This window comes from Desulfitobacterium nosdiversum, assembly GCF_049860565.1.
Lineage (GTDB): Bacteria > Bacillota > Desulfitobacteriia > Desulfitobacteriales > Desulfitobacteriaceae > Desulfitobacterium_A > Desulfitobacterium_A nosdiversum.
Map to the genome: position 1 here is coordinate 2,485,295 of NZ_CP172056.1, position 18,063 is coordinate 2,503,357.

15 protein-coding genes are annotated in these 18,063 nt (G+C 39.6%); 11 read left to right on the forward strand and 4 right to left on the reverse strand.

The features are described 5' to 3' along the window. The first annotated feature begins 40 nt into the window (after positions 1-40). The 4 genes from nuoF to ACHOLT_RS12150 all read left to right on the forward strand — a co-directional run bounded on the left by nuoF (position 41) and on the right by ACHOLT_RS12150 (position 5,558). Positions 41-1,879 carry an NADH-quinone oxidoreductase subunit NuoF gene (gene nuoF / locus ACHOLT_RS12135; protein WP_425800973.1) on the forward strand — a complete coding sequence of 613 codons (1,839 nt, stop codon included), beginning with the start codon at positions 41-43 and terminating at the stop codon, positions 1,877-1,879. Positions 1,880-1,893: 14 nt separating this feature from the next. Then, on the forward strand, positions 1,894-3,708 hold the full coding sequence (locus ACHOLT_RS12140) for an NADH-dependent [FeFe] hydrogenase, group A6 (protein WP_425800975.1): 1,815 nt from the start codon (positions 1,894-1,896) through the stop codon (positions 3,706-3,708). A gap of 173 nt (positions 3,709-3,881) precedes the next feature. Next, a complete protein-coding gene (locus tag ACHOLT_RS12145) occupies positions 3,882-4,397 on the forward strand; it encodes an HXXEE domain-containing protein (protein ID WP_425800977.1) in 516 nt (171 codons plus the stop codon). Between the two features lie 192 nt (positions 4,398-4,589). Then, positions 4,590-5,558, forward strand: a complete 969-nt coding sequence (locus ACHOLT_RS12150; protein WP_425800979.1) for a LysR family transcriptional regulator — start codon at positions 4,590-4,592, stop codon at positions 5,556-5,558. A 190-nt stretch (positions 5,559-5,748) separates the two neighbouring features. Here the strand turns inward: ACHOLT_RS12150 and ACHOLT_RS12155 are convergent, their stop codons facing one another. Continuing rightward, positions 5,749-7,104: an MFS transporter gene (locus ACHOLT_RS12155; RefSeq protein WP_425800981.1), complete on the reverse strand. Its 1,356-nt coding sequence runs from the start codon at positions 7,102-7,104 to the stop codon at positions 5,749-5,751. A 517-nt stretch (positions 7,105-7,621) separates the two neighbouring features. On the opposite strand from ACHOLT_RS12155, the gene ACHOLT_RS12160 reads away from it, so the two are divergent. From ACHOLT_RS12160 to ACHOLT_RS12190, 7 genes are all read left to right on the forward strand, one after another. After that, positions 7,622-9,640: an alkaline phosphatase family protein gene (locus tag ACHOLT_RS12160; RefSeq protein ID WP_425800983.1), complete on the forward strand. Its 2,019-nt coding sequence runs from the start codon at positions 7,622-7,624 to the stop codon at positions 9,638-9,640. Positions 9,641-9,764: 124 nt separating this feature from the next. Next, a complete protein-coding gene (locus tag ACHOLT_RS12165) occupies positions 9,765-10,223 on the forward strand; it encodes a hypothetical protein (RefSeq protein WP_425800985.1) in 459 nt (152 codons plus the stop codon). 22 nt (positions 10,224-10,245) lie between these two features. Continuing rightward, positions 10,246-11,067, forward strand: coding sequence for an ABC transporter ATP-binding protein (locus tag ACHOLT_RS12170; protein WP_425800987.1), 822 nt, complete (start codon positions 10,246-10,248; stop codon positions 11,065-11,067). Positions 11,068-11,071: 4 nt separating this feature from the next. After that, positions 11,072-12,010: a hypothetical protein gene (locus ACHOLT_RS12175; protein WP_425800989.1), complete on the forward strand. Its 939-nt coding sequence runs from the start codon at positions 11,072-11,074 to the stop codon at positions 12,008-12,010. Positions 12,011-12,053: 43 nt separating this feature from the next. Continuing rightward, positions 12,054-13,277 carry a thioredoxin-disulfide reductase gene (gene trxB / locus ACHOLT_RS12180; protein ID WP_425800991.1) on the forward strand — a complete coding sequence of 408 codons (1,224 nt, stop codon included), beginning with the start codon at positions 12,054-12,056 and terminating at the stop codon, positions 13,275-13,277. 394 nt (positions 13,278-13,671) lie between these two features. Beyond that, positions 13,672-15,138: an SLC13 family permease gene (locus ACHOLT_RS12185; protein ID WP_425800993.1), complete on the forward strand. Its 1,467-nt coding sequence runs from the start codon at positions 13,672-13,674 to the stop codon at positions 15,136-15,138. A gap of 112 nt (positions 15,139-15,250) precedes the next feature. Beyond that, positions 15,251-15,577 carry a thioredoxin family protein gene (locus ACHOLT_RS12190; RefSeq protein ID WP_425800994.1) on the forward strand — a complete coding sequence of 109 codons (327 nt, stop codon included), beginning with the start codon at positions 15,251-15,253 and terminating at the stop codon, positions 15,575-15,577. Positions 15,578-15,621: 44 nt separating this feature from the next. On the opposite strand, the gene ACHOLT_RS12195 is transcribed toward ACHOLT_RS12190, so the two are convergent. From ACHOLT_RS12195 to ACHOLT_RS12205, 3 genes are all read right to left on the reverse strand, one after another. Then, complete coding sequence (locus tag ACHOLT_RS12195) at positions 15,622-16,731, reverse strand: NAD(P)/FAD-dependent oxidoreductase (protein WP_425800996.1); 1,110 nt, start codon at positions 16,729-16,731, stop codon at positions 15,622-15,624. A gap of 128 nt (positions 16,732-16,859) precedes the next feature. After that, complete coding sequence (locus ACHOLT_RS12200; protein WP_425800491.1) at positions 16,860-17,699, reverse strand: IS3 family transposase; 840 nt, start codon at positions 17,697-17,699, stop codon at positions 16,860-16,862. Next, positions 17,696-18,037, reverse strand: a complete 342-nt coding sequence (locus ACHOLT_RS12205; RefSeq protein WP_425800489.1) for a transposase — start codon at positions 18,035-18,037, stop codon at positions 17,696-17,698. Before ACHOLT_RS12205 ends, ACHOLT_RS12200 begins: the two co-directional genes overlap by 4 nt. Positions 18,038-18,063 lie beyond the last annotated feature (26 nt).

The following is an 18,063-nucleotide window of genomic DNA, read 5'->3' on the forward strand; positions in this document are numbered from 1 at the left end:
AAGGACAATAACGAAGTATTTTCGCTAAGAGGTGAGCATATTGCCCAACTATAGTCGCCAGGTGCTTGTCTGCCAAGGGACAGGCTGTCTTTCGAGCGGGAGTTCTGATGTATTGATGGGTTTAGAAAAAGAAATAGAAGCAGAAGGCTTGGCGGATCAAGTTAAAGTGGTTAAGTCCGGCTGCTTTGGTTTTTGCATGCAGGGACCGGTTATGATTGTCTATCCGGAGGGGATTTTCTATACAAGGGTTCATGCTGAAGATATTCCGGAAATTGTCGAGAAGCACCTTAAGGGAGGAAAAATCGTTGAACGGTTGCTTTTCCATGATCCCGTAACGAAAGAGCCAATCAAAGCGTTTAAAGATATTCTTTTTTTTAAAGGGCAAAAAAGGGTTGTTCTTCAAAACAGCGGTTCGATCAATCCGGAAAATATTGAAGAGTATATTGCTCAAGACGGTTATCTTGCCTTTGAAAAGGTCTTGAAAGAAATGTCTCCTGAAGAAGTTATTGAACAAGTTAAAAAATCGGGATTAAGGGGGCGAGGAGGCGGCGGCTTCCCGACCGGACGAAAGTGGGAATTTGCCCGAAAGTCTCAGGATAAACCGAAATACGTGATTTGCAATGCAGATGAGGGTGATCCCGGAGCCTTCATGGATCGCAGCATTCTTGAGGGTGACCCTCATTCTGTTATCGAAGGGATGTGTATTGCGGGATACGCTATTGGCTCAAACCAGGGGTATGTTTACGTCAGAGCAGAGTATCCGGTGGCGGTTAAACGATTAGAGATTGCGATACGGCAAGCAAAAGAAAAAGGATTTCTTGGCAAAAAGCTTTGGGGTACAGACTTTTTTTTCGACCTGGATATTCGTCTTGGTGCGGGAGCCTTTGTTTGCGGAGAAGAAACATCGCTCATTCGATCTATCCAAGGCTTAAGAGGAGAACCAAGGCCTCGTCCGCCGTTTCCCGCAGTGGAAGGACTTTGGGGAAGACCGACTTTGATCAACAACGTTGAAACGTTAGCCAATATTCCGCGGATTATTCGGAAGGGCAGTGATTGGTTTTCCTCCATCGGGACTGAGCAAAGCAAAGGGACAAAAGTCTTTGCCCTTGCCGGTAAAATCAATAATACTGGCTTGATTGAGGTTCCCATGGGAACAACGCTTCGCGAAGTGATCTTTAATTTAGGGGGCGGAATTCCTAACGGCAAAAGGTTTAAAGCCGCTCAAACAGGCGGACCGTCAGGCGGATGTTTAACAGAAGAACATTTGGATATTTCCTTAGAGTATGACACTTTGCTTAGTGTAGGCTCGATGATGGGGTCGGGTGGACTCATTGTGATGGATGAGGACAGCTGTATGGTCGATGTGGCGCGTTTTTATATTGAGTTTATGCGGGATGAGTCATGCGGCAAATGTACTCCCTGTCGAGTCGGAACCAAAAGAATGCTGGAAATCCTTAACCGAATCACGGAAGGGAAAGGAACTGAAAAGGATCTTATTGATCTCGAAGATCTCGCCGAGATCGTTCATGAAAATTCATTATGCGGGTTAGGGAATTCTGCTCCGAACCCGGTGCTGTCTACCTTGCGATATTTCAGGAAAGAATACGAAGCTCATATCTATCAGAAGGATTGTCCGGCTGGGGTTTGCCAGGCGCTGCTTTCTTATCGGATTGACCCTGAACTTTGCAAAGCCTGTGGCTTATGTCGCAAGGAATGTCCCACAGGGGCTATTAAAGGAGCACCTAAACAGAAGCATATTATCGAATCCGAGGCATGCTCACGCTGCGGCGCATGTATGACGAAATGTCCCTTTAAAGCAATATCAAAAGGGTCAAGTGCTCGAACCCATTCAGATCATGATCACTCTGCTGTCCACTAAGGAGGAAGAAAGGTATGGTTCATTTAACCATTGACGATAGGCCGATCGAGGTGGAGGAAGGGACCACAGTCATTGAAGCGGCGCAGGAATTAGGGATCGATATCCCTACTTTATGCTATCTAAAAGAAGTCAACGTTATTGCCTCGTGCCGAATTTGCCAGGTGGAGCTTGAGGGACACAATAACCTCATTGCAGCTTGTGCTTTAACGGCAGCAGAGGGAATGGTGATTCGAACCCATACGCCCCGTGTTTTGCACGCTCGGAAAAAAGTGCTTGAACTTCTTTTATCCGATCACCCGTTTGATTGCCTGACGTGTTTTCGGAATGGAAACTGTGAGCTGCAAACCTTAGCTCGTGAGATGAATGTCCATGGTCTGCAATGGGAAGGGGAGCGCGGAGTTTTTGCCGTCGATGACCTTTCGCCGTCTTTAGTTCGTGAACCAAGCAAGTGTATCCGCTGCCGTCGATGTATAACTGTTTGCCGGGATGTTCTCACGGTAAGCATTTATGATATGCTGCATCGCGGCTTTGACTCGGTAGCCGGCCCCGCTTTTAATGACAGTATTCAGGATACGCCGTGCATTACCTGCGGACAGTGCATACTTGTTTGTCCAACGGCCGCGCTTCATGAGAAGGATGATACCGATAAGGTCTGGAAAGCCTTGCAAGACCCTGAATTGCACGTTGTGATTCAGACGGCTCCTTCGATTCGAGTAAGTCTGGGAGAAGAATTCGGAATGCCGCAGGGAGAACTCGTGGTCGGAAAAATGGTTGCGGCGCTTCGGAGGCTTGGTTTCAATAAAATATTTGATGACTGCTTCGGGGCGGATGTGACGATCATGGAGGAAGGGCATGAGCTTCTAGCTCGGTTGGCAGGGAAAGGAGGACCTTTGCCTCAGTTTACTTCCTGCTGCCCCGGTTGGGTTAAATTTTGCGAGAACTTTTACCCGGAATTAATTCCTCACTTATCTTCAACCAAAAGCCCTCAGCAGATTTTTGGCGCTTTAGTCAAGACTTACTATTCAGAGCTGTCAGGGATTCCTGCGGAGAAGATATTTAGTATTTCGGTCATGCCGTGTATAGCGAAGAAGTTTGAAGCTGCAAGACCAGAGCATCGCGACAGCGGTCAACGTGATGTAGATGTGGTACTCACAACAAGAGAACTGGCCCGAATGATTCGAATGAGCGGAATGAATTTTGCAGATCTTCCGGATGAGGAATTTGATCAACCGATGGGATATGCGAGCGGAGCAGGGGTTATCTTCGGGGCATCCGGAGGAGTTATGGAAGCAGCACTGCGTACCTTGAGTGCGAAGGTCAATGGTACTGAGCTTTCTGATGAAGAATTAAATAAAATCCGTTCTTTTAACGAACTGAGAGAAGCAGAATATAAATTGGGTGATCGGACGCTTCGGGTGGCAGTAGCTAGAAATATCGGAGAAGCTCGCAAGCTTTGCGATCGGGTTCGAAATAAGAAGGCGGAATACGATTTTATTGAAATCATGGCGTGTCCTGGCGCTTGCGTTGGGGGAGGCGGGCAGCCCATTTATTCAAACCTTGACAAATGGAGTCTGCAAATTGATCTTCGAAAATCCAGAGCGAAAGGCTTATTTCAGGCGGACCAGCAAAAAGAATATCGGAAGTCGCATGAGAATCCCTATGTGCTTAAGCTCTATCATGATTTTCTCGGTGAACCGAACAGTGAAAAGGCCCATCAGCTTTTACACACCGGACATAAAGCACGTCCGCTTTATACCTGCGAAGGAACTTATGCAGGAGATAAGGTGGAACATCGGCATTATCGCGAAGAGAAGGGATATATCCAATAAAGGAAAATTAAAAAGCAAAATTATGGCGGATGTTGTAAAGAACAGGGGCAAAGCCTCTGTTTTTTATATAAGAAGAAGGGTTTTTATGGTATAAAGAGGAAGATATATTATTAATATAAATCAATAGTAATGGATACATAAAATCAAAAATATTGCTTGAGGAGATGGAATGCGTGCAATATATTTGGCTTTTTCCGATACTTTTTATTTTTCATGATTTTGAAGAAATTATCTTTATGCGTGCTTGGATCAATAAAAATAGAAGTTTCCTCAGAGGGAGATTTCCTGTACTAGCCCCAAAGATGTTTGCCCATTTTGATCCTATTACGACCTCTGCTTTTGCTCTGGGTGTGGCTGAGGAGTTTATTTTAATCAGTCTTATCACGATTATTTCCGCTGTTTTGAATTCCTATGATATATGGATTGGTTCATTTATGGCTTTTACTATACATTTAGTCATCCATTGTTTACAGGCATTAATCGTCAGAAAATACGTTCCCGTTCTTCTAACAAGCTTAGTTTGTCTGCCCATTTGCCTCTATATCATTTATCTGTTTTTACAGACAACGCCTATAATGACTATCATAAGCTATTCGATTTTATGCCTTATTATTATGGTTATAAATATTGTAATCCTTTTTAAAATGATGCCGATCTTCGGAAAATGGATTGCTCAATATGAACAATAAGGCAATTAATTAAAGGTTAAATAGCTGAAAAAGAACAAAATGTGAAAATTACCACATTTACTAGCTTGTTTAACAAAGATTAATTAAATATAATTAATAAAGAATCACTTACCTTTAATATTCTAGAGCTATTCAAAAAATAACGAAAAAACTTGTTCCTAAAAAATAAGCTTGAAGAATTGAGGGTAGAAGATGAAAATTGAGTACTTAGAATATCTCGTAACATTATATGAAGCAGGTTCGGTAAACAAAGCAAGTAGGTTACTTCACACTTCTCCTCAGAATGTCAGCAGGGTAATGAAGCAGTTAGAAGATGAATTGGATTTTACGCTATTTGATAGAATGGCTCAAGGGGTCGTTTTTAATGAAGAGGGAAAAGAAGTAGTATCCTATGCCAAGAAAATTTTAGCAGCAACCAATGAATTGAAATATGCTCATAAGAAAAAGGAAAATAGTAAAAAAATTGAGGGGCATCTTAATGTCGTTTCAACGTGTACTCAAAATTTATCTTTCTTAAATGATTTAATGCTAAATTTTAATAAAATTTATCCTAAAATTAAGCTTTCATTAATTGAGACAGATTTTATCAATGGAATAAGACTGGTAAATAATAATACAAATTTTATTGGGTTCTTGCCGCAATTTAATATAGGGAGTTTTTCGACAACACCTGCTGAATACAGGAATGAGTTAAATTTCTGCAAATTAAATGATGATAAAATTTGTATTATAGCAGCAAAGGATACCCCTATTGGCAAACAAAAATCGATTTCTTTTAAAGCTTTAAAAGATTATGATATTGCGATGTTCGTTCGCAACAATTTAGATGATTCTTTTTGGGTAAAGATTTTAAAACATTATAACCTTAGCCATAAAATATCATTTGTGAGTGGAAGTGGTTATACCTTTTATAAAGAAATACTTGAAAATGACTTAATAGGACTTACATCTTTAAAAGCCTTTACTTCGGGAGATTTTTATAATAACGAAAAAAATAAGAACCGAATTCAAATTATAGAATTAAGAGGAGAAAATATATTTAATAATTGTTTAGTTACCAAAAAGGATATTTTGATTGAACCTCATATTAGTTGCTTTCTAGCTTATTTAAAAAATATTTTTAAAAGCGAATTAGATTCCTTAGTAAAAATGACTAATTGAATAATAGTAAAGTTATAAAAAAGATGACAGCCCAAATTTCTTGATCAGTAAGAAATTTGGGCTGCTTTATTTTTATACGTTTGATGTGTGCATGAATTGACGCTTTCGATGGAGAATGTTATTTACAATTGCTTCTTATGCCTAAAAGAATGTCATGCTTAAGTTTAGTATAAATCTTGAGAATTATGCACTATCTTGTTGTTGCTGTTTTCATGGTGTCACGATGCAGCTCTTCTAGGTTCAGGCCTGCCGTGCGCCTGCCGAAGATTGCAATGGCGATGCCGCCTGCTAAGTAGAAGCACCCAAGAATGATATACAAAATTAGGTTGCCATATTTAAGCACTATGATTGGTACTAAGAGTTGTAAGAGCGATGTCGCTGGCCGGGCAATAGCCCACACTATTCCACTGGCAGTCGACCGTACCCTGTTTGAGAAATTTTCAGGGATATAGGCAAAGAGGACAGAGCCAAGGAATCCTTGGCATGCATAAAACATCATATAAGATGCATAGATCAGATTCAGGTTCCCCACATATCCATAAGTCATAGAACAGATACCTACTATTATATATGAGACGACAAGCGGAATTTTTCTGCCTCCTTTGTCCGTTAAGAAGGTTGCCAAAATGAAGCCTATAGGTGAGCCAACCGTACCAAGCCATGCTAAGGTAAGGCCCGCTTCAAGACTAAACCCTTTTTTAACCAGAAGTGCCGGTGCTAAATTCAAAAAGGCAAAGGTTGCTGGGAAAAACATAATTGCTGCAAAAATTAACAAAATCGAGTATTTAATATATTTTGACCCAAATATTTCAGCAAGCTGCAGAGAAAGTTTAATTTTTGGCGTTTCTTTTTCCTTACTTAAATCAAGAGTTAATCCCGGCACCAATTCTCGCATGATTTCCTCAGCTTCCTTATAGCGGCCTTTTGAGACCAGCCAACGCGGCGATTCCCTTAGACAAAATACTCCCAAAATTCCTGGAAGGAATCCCAGAGCTCCGACAACAAAAACTACTCGCCAAGCTTCATGATTAAGCGGAATAATAAACTTAAAGAAACCCGTAAGAATCGGCATTCCAAGGGAACATACAAGAAGCACAAGGCTTTGCCATCGGCCTCTCGATTCACAGGGTGTCATCTCAGCAATATAGGATATAGAGATTACCGTCATGCTGGCTAGGCCAATCCCTGTTAAGAAGCGGCAAACAGCTAAAAAATTGACACTGGTAGCAAAAGCATTAATAAATGAAATTAAGGAGAAGGCAAACAAACTATAAAGAAAGGTTTTTTTTCTGCCAAATCGGTCGGCTAATGTACCCCCCAGCAATCCGCCGATGAACATACCGAGAAAGTACACGGATGAGATATAGGCGATCTGCTGGACGGTTGCACCAAAATTCTTTATCAAAGCTGGACCCAAGATGCCAAAGTTGAGATTATCGATCTGATCAAATAAGTATCCTAAAATTACGATAATAAAAATTCTACGCTGCATCTTCGAAACGGGATAACCATCGAAATAAGTACAGGGTACTTTTTCCGCTTGCATAAAATTTTCATCTCCCTTAAAAATCAATACAAAGATTATTTAGATTAATCCAATAAGTATTATTATTTGTTGTCGGTGCACAAAACTGATCATAATTAGTGATAGTATTATCATTCTCATGCCATGCTTTATACCCCTCCTTATTTTTGCGGTTTCCAATAAAATAATCATCACCGCGTTTCTTATTACGCAAATTTTTAACCTATTCGATTACCGAATAGGTTAATTATAAAATCATATGAAGAAGTAACATATAATCAAAAAACTCTATAGTTTTAGATACCTGTATCATTTTGTTGATACTGCTTTTCGGGGTGGATTATTAAATTTAAAAAGGTATCAATAAAAGGATGTATGATTTTCAAATTCATGCATCCTTTTGATTATATGCAGGGTTATGGTTCTTTCCTATACTATAAACAGACTTAATCTCATGATTAGGTTGTTTTATTGGAGAAAATGAGGTGAGGATCGAAAGGTTAGGACAATAAAATAACTTATAAAGGAGTGTTCTTAAATGAGTTTTGCTAAAAAGATTTTAATTCTGGGTATTGATGGGATGGATCCGCGTTTAACTCGAAAGTTTGTGGATATGGGGCTCATGCCAAACACAAAAAAATATATTGAAAAAGGTGCTCAGCGACAGGATTTGGTTTTATTGGGCGGGCATCCTACGGTAACCCCCTCAATGTGGACAACATTAGCAACAGGCGCTTATCCTATGACCCATGGGATCACGGACTTTTATAGACAATCGAAGGAAAGTCTGGATTTGATGGATTATAATTTAGATTCTCGTTTATGTTTAGCTGAACCTTTATGGAATGTATTCGCCGAAGCAGGGAAGAAGACTTTAGTATGGCATTGGCCTGGAAGTGCTTGGCCCCCAACTTCGGACAGCCCCAATTTACATGTTGTTGATGGAAGCAGCCCCGGCGGAGTCAATATGAGTAATTCGCAGTTAGAGCCGGAGTTCATCGTTACTGCAGATGTGAATTTTACACAAATCTCATTTCAAGAAAAAGGGGGAAATGAGGTTACTCCCTGCGCTATTACAGATTTAGATGTAGCAGAAGCTGATTCAAAGAAAAATGGAATAGAAAATACGGGTGCCAAAGGTATTAGCTGCATCATTTTGAAATACGGTGAAGGGGCTGGAAGCACAGAATATAAAATGGACATCGCCATGTCCCCGATTAAGCCGGCAACGAATTGGGCTTTTGCTAAGGGAGATGCAAAAGAATTTGTGATGCTTTTGTCCCATGGACTCATTCGCAGACCTTGTCAGATATGGAAAAATGAAAAGGGTATTTATGATACCGTTGCCGTTTTTAAAAGTAAAAAAGAAGAACAGCCCATTTGCATTCTAAAGAATAATGAGTTTAAAGAGTATATCTATGACGAAGCCATAAAAAATGATAAAAAATATCAAGTCATCAGGCATATGCGCATCATTGATATGGATGAAGCCGGAGGTCGCTTAAAAATATGGATTTCCCCGGCAATGGATATAAATAATGATACTTTATGGTATCCCAAGTATTTATTTAAATCGGTTACTGAAAACGTAGCTTGCCCGCCGCCATCCTCTATGCTATTTGCCGCGAAGGGCAGAGAATTATTTTGGGGATGTATGTTAGAAAGCTGGAATGTTGCTGCACGTTGGCAGTCTTCGGCACTTCATTATTTGATTAAAGAAGAGAATTATGATGTCATATTCTCTCATTTCCATAACTTAGATATACAAAAGCACACCTTCTACAAATATCTAGTTAAGGGTAGCGAACTCCTGAAAGGCGAAGAGTTTGAAGACTTTTTAAAAGACTTATATATTCAAGCAGATAATTATTTAGGAAGCTTTCTGCATTTACTTGATGAGGATTGGACAATTTTCATCGTATCCGATCATGCTTTAGTTGCTACAGGAAATCAAGTTCCGTTATTAGGGGATATGAATGGTGTAAATGTCGGCGTTATGCGTGAATTAGGATTTACTGAAGTGAAAAAAGATGCCGACGGCAATGATTTAAAAGAAATTGATTGGGAAAAAACGAAAGCAATCGCTAACCGTGGAGTTCATATTTATCTCAATATAAAAGGAAGAGATAAATACGGGATAGTCGATCCAAAGGATCAGTATGAGGTGGAAGAAGAAATCATTACTGCGCTTTACGGATATAAGCATCCGGTAACGGGACGCCGCATTGTGGCACTCGCTTTAAGAAATAAAGATGCGGTGCTGCTTGGTTTGGGTGGTCCTGAATGCGGAGATATCATTTACTTTACCGCAGAAGGCTATAATTATGACCATACCGATTCATTATCCACAACGTATGGCGCTTGCGGGACGAGCGTATCTCCTATTTTCATTGCAGCAGGCAATGGCCTAAAAAAAGGATTTACGACAACGCGAGTTATTCGGGAAGTGGATCTTGCGCCAACCGTTGCTGTTTTAGGTGGAGTACGTATGCCGGAACAGTGCGAAGGGGCTCCGGTTTATCAGATTTTAGAAGAAACATACAAAGGTAATATTTAGTCTCTTCCACAAACAAAGTCTTTAATATTCTTGCCTGTTGGAATCATTCTGACAGGCAAGAGCTTCTTTTGGGTAAAGTCGTAAAAACCATCCAAGGCAATTACTGGAGGTATGATTAAACAAAATGTTGGATCATTTAACCGAAACCGAAACGGTAAAGATTACACTCGATAAAAAAGCGACAGGCGATCCCCGAGTGGCAGAGCTAAGAAATCGGGTCAAAAGATGTTGCTGCAAATATTGTGGAGGTCAGCTCAGTTTAAGGCGGATTGCTTATTCAAGAAATGAAAATGCGAGAATTGAGATTTTTTGCAATAACTGTGATCGGATAGAATTCGGCGTTGAACCGGAGATTTATAAGGTTGCAAAATATTTTGTGGAAGAAATCAAGTTCGATCACTATCCTGATGTCGATGCCTGTGAAAGAAAAAAACGAATGAATGTGGCTAAAGTCAGTGAAATCATTGCCTGGGGGGTAAAAAATTTAGGCTTATTAACAATAGAAGGTTTTAAATTCCCACTGGAATTAGACAATGAAATAATTGGAGAAAGCATTGTTATAGAAGATAGCGATCTAGATTAACTGCAATAGGAAGTGATCCAGCGTGACCAGAGATACTGTTGTTAAAGTCAAAGATTTATCCTGCATTTCCGGAAAGCGATATTTATTAAAAGATATTAATTGGGAAGTCAAAAAAGGAGATCGCTGGGTTGTATTTGGAATGAACGGTTGTGGTAAAACGACACTACTCAGTATTATTGCGGGATTTAAAGACTACAGCAAAGGGGAATTGGAGGTTCTTGGGGAGAGTTATACTCCTAAAAATACCTTAGCCATTCGGAAAAAAATAGGCTGGGTCAGCAGCTCATTTTTTGATAAATATTATCACCAGGAAATCGCTCTGGATATTGTTTTATCAGGAATCTTCGGTTCATTAGGAATCGATTACTTGGTTACTAATCGTGATATTATCCGTGCTAAAGAACTATTATCGGAATTGCGGTTAGGAGATAAAATTAACAGCCCTTTTGATTTGATGTCTAAAGGGGAGCAACAAAATGTATTAATTGCCAGAGCCTTAGTCTCAAATCCCGAAATATTAGTTCTTGATGAACCCGGTACAGGTTTGGATGTTTTTGCACGGGAATATTTGCTTAGTACGGTAAAAGATTTATCTGTTAATACAGATACGACGATTATCTACGTGACTCACTATACGGAGGAAATTCTTGATGTTTTTGATCAAGCTTTGCTCTTAAAATATGGTCAAGTTTATGCTAAGGGTCTGACCCAAGATATTTTCAATGACAAGACCATATCTAGCTTTTTGAACTATCCCGTACGAGTTAATCAAGAAAGGGAACATTATTCTATAAGCATGGAAGTTAAATCTAAAATAAGCGACATGTTAGTCAGAAGCAGGTGAGGAATTGGAAGAGCATGTCTATTCACGTGATGCTCAGTGTGCCATAATATTCGGTCAATTATCGGAATTGGGGTGTTTCGAAGAAGAATTTACCTGCTTCGGTACCACTTATTTAGAGCGAGGAATCCATAAATATTTTGTGAGCAGCGAAGCAGAAAATGTTTATTCATTTATCAAGAATAGTTATATTCAAGGAATTTATCCTACACCAGTCACGAAGTATCGTAAACGGTGTCAAGTTCCGTCTGGAAAGCGCGATGATTTTCGGCAAGAGTTCAAATTACAGCTCGCTCAACAAATGAGAAAAATGTATTCGCTTACTTATTTCGAGGTATTAGATAGACTTGCTAGGCAACCGGCTAATAATAATGCCTATCCTTTGCTTAGTAAAATTCAAGAACAATTGGAAGGATGCTTTGATAATGATGCCCTTCAATTATTTGAAGGGCTGATACAAATGGCTTTTGAAGCCAAAGTATTGGATTTGAGAAATTATAGTCTATTGCAAAATTGGCTTAGGAATGAGCATAAACAGATGGAAGATGATCTTGTAATTCACGATGTTTTTGAACGAACCCTTTACGGATTTGCCTATCAAAAAGAAGATGGACAGATTAAATATTATTATAATGCACTGCCGCTTTTAACCTATGAATGGAGAAACAATTTAATTTGTAACAATATTTTCCCTGCACCTATATTTAAGAAACGGTATTGCTTTAAAAGAATGATGGATTTCGATCAAATTAAACAGACTTTTCAAGATGAATTAGTGGAAAGATTTGATACAGATTATTTCGTTTTAGTTAAACATATTAAAGCTTTCCCATCAATGATAAAACGAGTTGATTTTAACCGAGAATTTAAACGAATAGAAGAAGAAGGTACCCGGGAAGAGATACAGGCCCTAACATATTACGGTAATTTGTGGAATGTAATTTAAGTTATTTTACAAAAATTAAAACTCTAGAGAGGAAGAACGGACAATGGGAGATATCACGAATTCGCATGATTTAATCATTATTGGTGCCGGTCCTGCAGGACTTTCGGCAGCAATATATGGGGGAAGAGCGAAGCTAAAGACCTTGGTCATCAATAAAGGAACGGTTGGCGGTTTGGTCAATACCACTCGTGAAATAGTGAATTATCCGGGCTATACACAAATCAGCGGATCAGATCTTATGCTCGATTTTAAAAAACACGCGGAGGCATATGGCGTCGAGTTTTTACGCGATGAGGTTGTCAGTACGGATTTTTCCATGGAAAACAAAGTCATTACCACGAAAAAAGGCAAAGAATTTTCAGCGAAAGCCATCATTATTGCCTGCGGCAGTGAACCAAGGCTTTTAAATATTCCGGGAGAAAAGCGGCTCCAAGGCAGTGGTGTTGCCTATTGTGCAACCTGTGATGCCGAGTTTTTCGAAGGAGAAGAGGTTGTCGTCGTGGGCAGCGGGGACCAGGCGATTGAAGAAGGCATGTACATTACCAAGTTTGCCCGTAAAGTCACCGTGATTGTGCTTCATGACGAAGGCGTTCTTGACTGCAATAAAGTCAGTGCTGAAAGAGCCTTTCAAAATGAGAAAATGGAGTTTGTCTGGAACTCCACAATCGAAGAAGTTCTGGGAGAAGAGAATGTCGAAGGGGTAAAAATCAAGAACTTAAAAACAGGGGGCTCGATTCAACTTGCCTGTCAGGGAGTCTTCTTCTTTGTGGGAATGGTTCCTTCCACTCATTTTATCAAAGACAGCGGTATCGAGATGGATAAAAGAGGTTATATTCCCGTCAATGAGATGATGGAAACGAACCTTGAAGGAGTATTTGCGATAGGGGATAACCGGATCAAATATTTGAGACAAGTAGTTTCGGCAGCCGGAGACGGAGCTGTCGCAGCGGTTGCCGCTGAACGCTATATTGAAGAATTGAAAGCGTTTACTACGAACATTGTCCAAAGTGAAAAGAAAGTCTTACTCCTCTTCTTCAATGCCTTGAATAATGAAAGCCTGGAATTCAGCACTTTATTAGAAGAAGCAAACCAGGAGCTGGGTGAACTCTATAAAGTTATAAAGGTAGATATGGCGACCAAGAAAAATCTGGCGAAGAAATATGAGGTTAATAGTGTGCCTAGTGTCTTAGTCTTAGATAAAGGCGAGAAGGTCAAACGGCTTTACTATACGATGGATAAAGAAAATCTAAAAGCCCAATTATCGTAAAGCTGTATGAGTATAGATTTGAGTTGTATTGAGATCTGCGTGCCCTAAAAGCTCTTGCAAAGAAGCTAAAAAGAATTGAAAAGGGGAGGCTTATTTTGTCATACCTATTTTTTAAGGAATCTAAAAATAAGTATCAATAATCGATGTATAGATTTCTCAATTCATGTATCCTTTTGGTTATATGCAGGGTTAGGGTTCTTTTTTATACTATAAACAGTCTTGATCTCATGATTAGGTTATTCTATTGGAGAAAATGAGGTGAGAATTGAAGACAGGGTTTAAAACAAAACGGGTTATTCGTGAAGTTGATTTACTCCTAAAACGTAGTGTTTTTTAAACAGAAGATTGCTCCGTGAGAGCACTTTTCTCAAAAAGTAAAAATGGAGGGAACTTTATGTCTGCCAATCTAAAGGAAGATAAGCAGGTCAGTATGATAAAGTATTATGTAAATAGCGCCATTACAATTCTACTTATATTCGGGTTCCAATTTTTACCGGCAGTTAAGCCTATTACTCCGTATGGCATGCAGATGGTTGGCATTTTTTTGGGTATGATTTACGGGTGGTCCACAGTTGGGATTGTTTGGCCAAGTTTAGTTGGACTAATTGCATTGGGTTTTTCAAAGTATTCCGGATACTCAGTCGTTAACGCATTTAAAGAAGGTTACGGCGGAGATACGTTTTTATTTATTTTCTTTGTTTTAACCTTTGCAGCTGTAATTGACAAATCAGGTGTAACAAGAGTTATGGCCAAATGGATGGTTTCCAGAAAAATAGCTAAAAAGAGACCCTATGTCTTATTGCTTTTATTACTCACAGCAGCTTTCTTAATTGCAGTTTTTGTAAGTGTAATGCCGTCAATCGTTATTTGTTGGAGTCTTTTATATCAATTCAGTGATGTGTTTGGCTATACAAAAAAAGATCAATACCCAAAGATCGCTGTTGTTGGAATTGTCGTAGCAGCGTGTATGGGAGTGAATGTTTTTCCCTTTAAAGCTTATGACGTCATGATGACGGCTGTATTGACTAAATCAACAGGGCTTAATGTTGATTATGTACCTTTTACAGCTTTAACAGCTGTTATAGGATATTGTGTTACATTGCTTTATATTGTTATGGCAAAATATATCTTTAAACCCGATGTCACACTTATAACAAAGAGTGATTTTGTTTATTCGGATACAGAAAAACTCACTTCATATCAAAAACAAGTTGTCGCATTATTGGCGGCGATGGTTATCCTAATGTTCCTTCCTGGATTCTTGCCCGCTAACTTGTACCTTATCAAACTCTTGAAATGGATTGGGAACACGGGAATATTCGTTTTATTGCTCGCTTTCGGTGTATTTATTAAACGTAAAGATGGGACGTTATTTATCAATTATGCTGACTGTGTTAAGACAGGTGTACCTTGGGAAACGATGGCCTTAATGGGAACAGCGCTGCCTATGGCTTCCGCCTTGACAGCAGCAGGCACCGGAGTTCAAGAGTGGTTAAATCAATTGCTCGGTCCTATCTTTGGCGGTCATGGTGCGTTTTTGCTAATCGTTTTAGTTGTAGCAATTACAATCATAGCATCTAATGTAATGAATCACGTAGTTGTTGGTTTTGTTATGATGCCTTTGATTATTCAATTTTCTTCACCGGCAGGTATTAGTCCGATGTTATTAACTGCTTCACTTTGTATTATTTCTCAAATAGCTTTTATACTTCCTTCGGGCGGTCCTTTAGCCGCATTTCTTCATGGAAACAGGGAATGGATTACAGCTAATGAGATTTATAAGTATACCATTCCATTTGTAGCGGTATCTATAGTGTTAAGCATTGTCCTTTGTACAACAATTGGTCGACTTATTTATTAAATTGTGTTAGCCCTTCTATTCACATATATTTTTCTGGCCTGCATGGTTTTGAGCTGTCAGGCCAGACCTTCTTTTTCTGTTATTATAAGGTATGACTAAGGAGCGATATTTTATGGCTTTAAAACAATTAGATTCAACCTCATTTGAAGAGATTATTTATGATAACTCTGAGGCTTGCTTGGTTATTTTTTCAAGAAAAACGTGTCACGTTTGTCAAGGCGTTGTTCCTGTCTTAGAAGAACTGCAGCTGAAATACGAAAGTAAGTTTGGTTTCTATTATGTTGATGTTGAAGAAAACAAAAGTCTATTACAACGGTTTTCTCTTAAGGCAGTTCCCCAGATTCTCTTCTTTAAGGACGGAGAGTATCAAGCAAAACTCACAGGCAAAGTTGAGGAAGAACAAGTCGAAGAAAAGATTGAGAGTGTTTTTGAGGGATAGGACCCTCATTCAGAGAAAAGTGAATAAGACAGAAATAATTGATTTTAACGTTGAGTTACCTTTGGACGAGAGTTTTTGATCATTGGGCGTAAAAGATGACTGGCAATCTTTAAAGGGTTATACCGCCGATTCGTAATTATTTGTTTTGCAAAACGTGTATTAAGAAAAGATACCAATATATCTAATTTGTGATTATTTAATTTCTCCATCGCACGTCGAATGACTAAGGATTCATGGTAACTTTGAATGAGAGGTTTAACTAATTCCTCGTACTTTCCTTTACCCGCAAGGTCATGCGCAGCATAAATTCCGGTTAAAATGGATTCAAGCTGACCAAAGCCAAAGGCCGGCATCATTGCACCAAAACAGTTTCCCGTGAAGAAGGTATTTCCGAGCCGGGGATATTTACAAAGACCGATGATATACCGAGTAACCCCAAAGGTGTCCGTTATTCTAAGGCTCTGATTAATGTCCTTGCAGACCCGATCAAAAAACTTGTCCAAGGGAGATTCAAAATCAATAAATTGAGTATTAGGATAGTCTGGATAGCCTATGGTAATGGCCGCTTCTTTTTCGGAATAGGGGATGAGGAAACCATAACCCATTGGAGCTATATTGTTATCAAGCCAGATTGAAACATCATGAGGATTAAAGTTACCTTCTACGGTTGCCCCTTTTAAGGTTACGGTAAGATCTGATTCGAAATTTTCGACCTTCATTGCATAAGCGGCATCACCCGTTGCCATCACGACATGGGTAAAATCCTGTAATAATTGCTCATAAGTGAAGTCTGAATTAAAGATGATTTTGGTCTTAACCTGTCTGCCCAACTGGGATTCAAAAGATTCCTCATCTCTGCCGCGAATATTAGTAAAACCAATATGTCCGTCAATGACTCCTCGAGAGTTTTGGGAGTAGAACTTCATTTTGCTAATATTGGCAATGGGTTGCAGAAAAATGCCATGGTTTTCAGAAAGGTAAGCGTATGCATCATTGATCGGTCTGTCTAAAACGGGGAGAATGGCTTCGCCGTTAACAAAACGATCTCCAACTCGGCTTCTTTTTTCAAAAATGGTCGGAGATATCCCAAACCTTTCTAACGTAATTGCACAGGCTAAACCGGATAAGCCAGCTCCCATAATAGCGACTTTCACGCTAAAACCTCCCTTCATTATAAGTTTGCAAAATATGAAGAGAGATTATCCATTTGATAACATAAAAGACATAGAAAAAGCCGACTAGTAAGGATGAAGTGACCCCAAAAAGTTAGACGAGTATTTTATTAAGCAGCCAAGAGGGTTTGCTGTCTGTGTAAAGCAGGCGGCAAACCCTTTAGCTTTACTTTGATACGGCGATTATTGTAGTAATCGAGATAGTCGATGAGTTCATTTTTAAAATGGTCCATCGATTCAAATTTCTGTAGATACAGAAGTTCACTTTTAAGTAGGCCAAAGAAGTTTTCTATCACGGCATTATCCAGACAGTTGCCCTTTCGGCTCATGCTTTGCCGAATGCCCTTCACTTCCAACATTCGCTGATACACCTTATGTTGGTACTGCCAGCCCTGATCCGAGTGGAGAATAAGGTTTGTGCTGTCCGGAATTGCTGAAAACGCTTTGCCCAGCATGCTCGTTACCATGGACAAAACCGGCCTATCCGAAATGGTGTAACTGACGATATCTCTGCTGCACAAATCTAGAATTGGGGACAGATAGAGTTTCTGACCAAACAGGCTGAACTCTGTGACATCAGTAACCCATTTCAAGTTTGGCTTCTCCGCCTCAAAGTCACGTTCCAGAAGATTCGGCGCTACCTTGCCCACTTCACCCTTATAAGAGTGATATTTCTTCATCCTAACATGGCAGGTAATGCCCAGTGCTTTCATCAGACGCTGAACGGTCTTGTGATTGACGATATTACCGCGATTGCGCAGTTCCATGGTAATTCTCCGATAACCAAATCTACCTTTGTTTTCAGTATAAATCGAGGTTATTTGTTCTTTAACTTCGGTGTATTTATCCGAAACTGATAGTTGCTTAAGATTGTAATAATACGTAGCGCGCGGAAGCTTGGCTACGACGAGGAGTACATCGAGCTTATGTTTCTGCCTCAGTTCCGTCACGACTTGTGTCTTTTCTCTCGCTGTACCCTCTCGGAAACCAAGGCATTCAATTTTTTTAGGTAATCGTTCTCCGCCCGCAGACGTTGGACTTCAGCAATTAAGTCTTCCTCAACTTTTTTGCCGAGCTTCACAGGTCTTCCTGCGCTTTTGCGACCCCGGCGGTCTATATAAAGCCCCTCAACGCCTTCCGTCAAATAAATTCGCTCCCATTTTCTTATGGGTTCATGGTTTGGTAGATCGTATTTCTTAGCCGTTTCACGATAACTTAGCCTATTTGTTTGCATATCTTCTATTACTTTTTGTTTAAATTCTCCCGAAAATGGAGTTCCTTTTGGCATGAAAACACCCCCAAAGTTATTTTAGT

Bases quoted from the DNA above. Each gene is read 5' to 3' on its own strand.
- ACHOLT_RS12140 (WP_425800975.1), top strand. From the start codon at position 1,894: ATGGTTCATTTAACCATTGACGATAGGCCGATCGAGGTGGAGGAAGGG.
- ACHOLT_RS12150 (WP_425800979.1), top strand. From the start codon at position 4,590: ATGAAAATTGAGTACTTAGAATATCTCGTAACATTATATGAAGCAGGT.
- ACHOLT_RS12155 (WP_425800981.1), bottom strand. From the start codon at position 7,104: ATGCAAGCGGAAAAAGTACCCTGTACTTATTTCGATGGTTATCCCGTT.
- ACHOLT_RS12160 (WP_425800983.1), top strand. From the start codon at position 7,622: ATGAGTTTTGCTAAAAAGATTTTAATTCTGGGTATTGATGGGATGGAT.
- ACHOLT_RS12165 (WP_425800985.1), top strand. From the start codon at position 9,765: ATGTTGGATCATTTAACCGAAACCGAAACGGTAAAGATTACACTCGAT.
- trxB (WP_425800991.1), top strand. From the start codon at position 12,054: ATGGGAGATATCACGAATTCGCATGATTTAATCATTATTGGTGCCGGT.
- ACHOLT_RS12185 (WP_425800993.1), top strand. From the start codon at position 13,672: ATGTCTGCCAATCTAAAGGAAGATAAGCAGGTCAGTATGATAAAGTAT.
- ACHOLT_RS12190 (WP_425800994.1), top strand. From the start codon at position 15,251: ATGGCTTTAAAACAATTAGATTCAACCTCATTTGAAGAGATTATTTAT.
- ACHOLT_RS12205 (WP_425800489.1), bottom strand. From the start codon at position 18,037: ATGCCAAAAGGAACTCCATTTTCGGGAGAATTTAAACAAAAAGTAATA.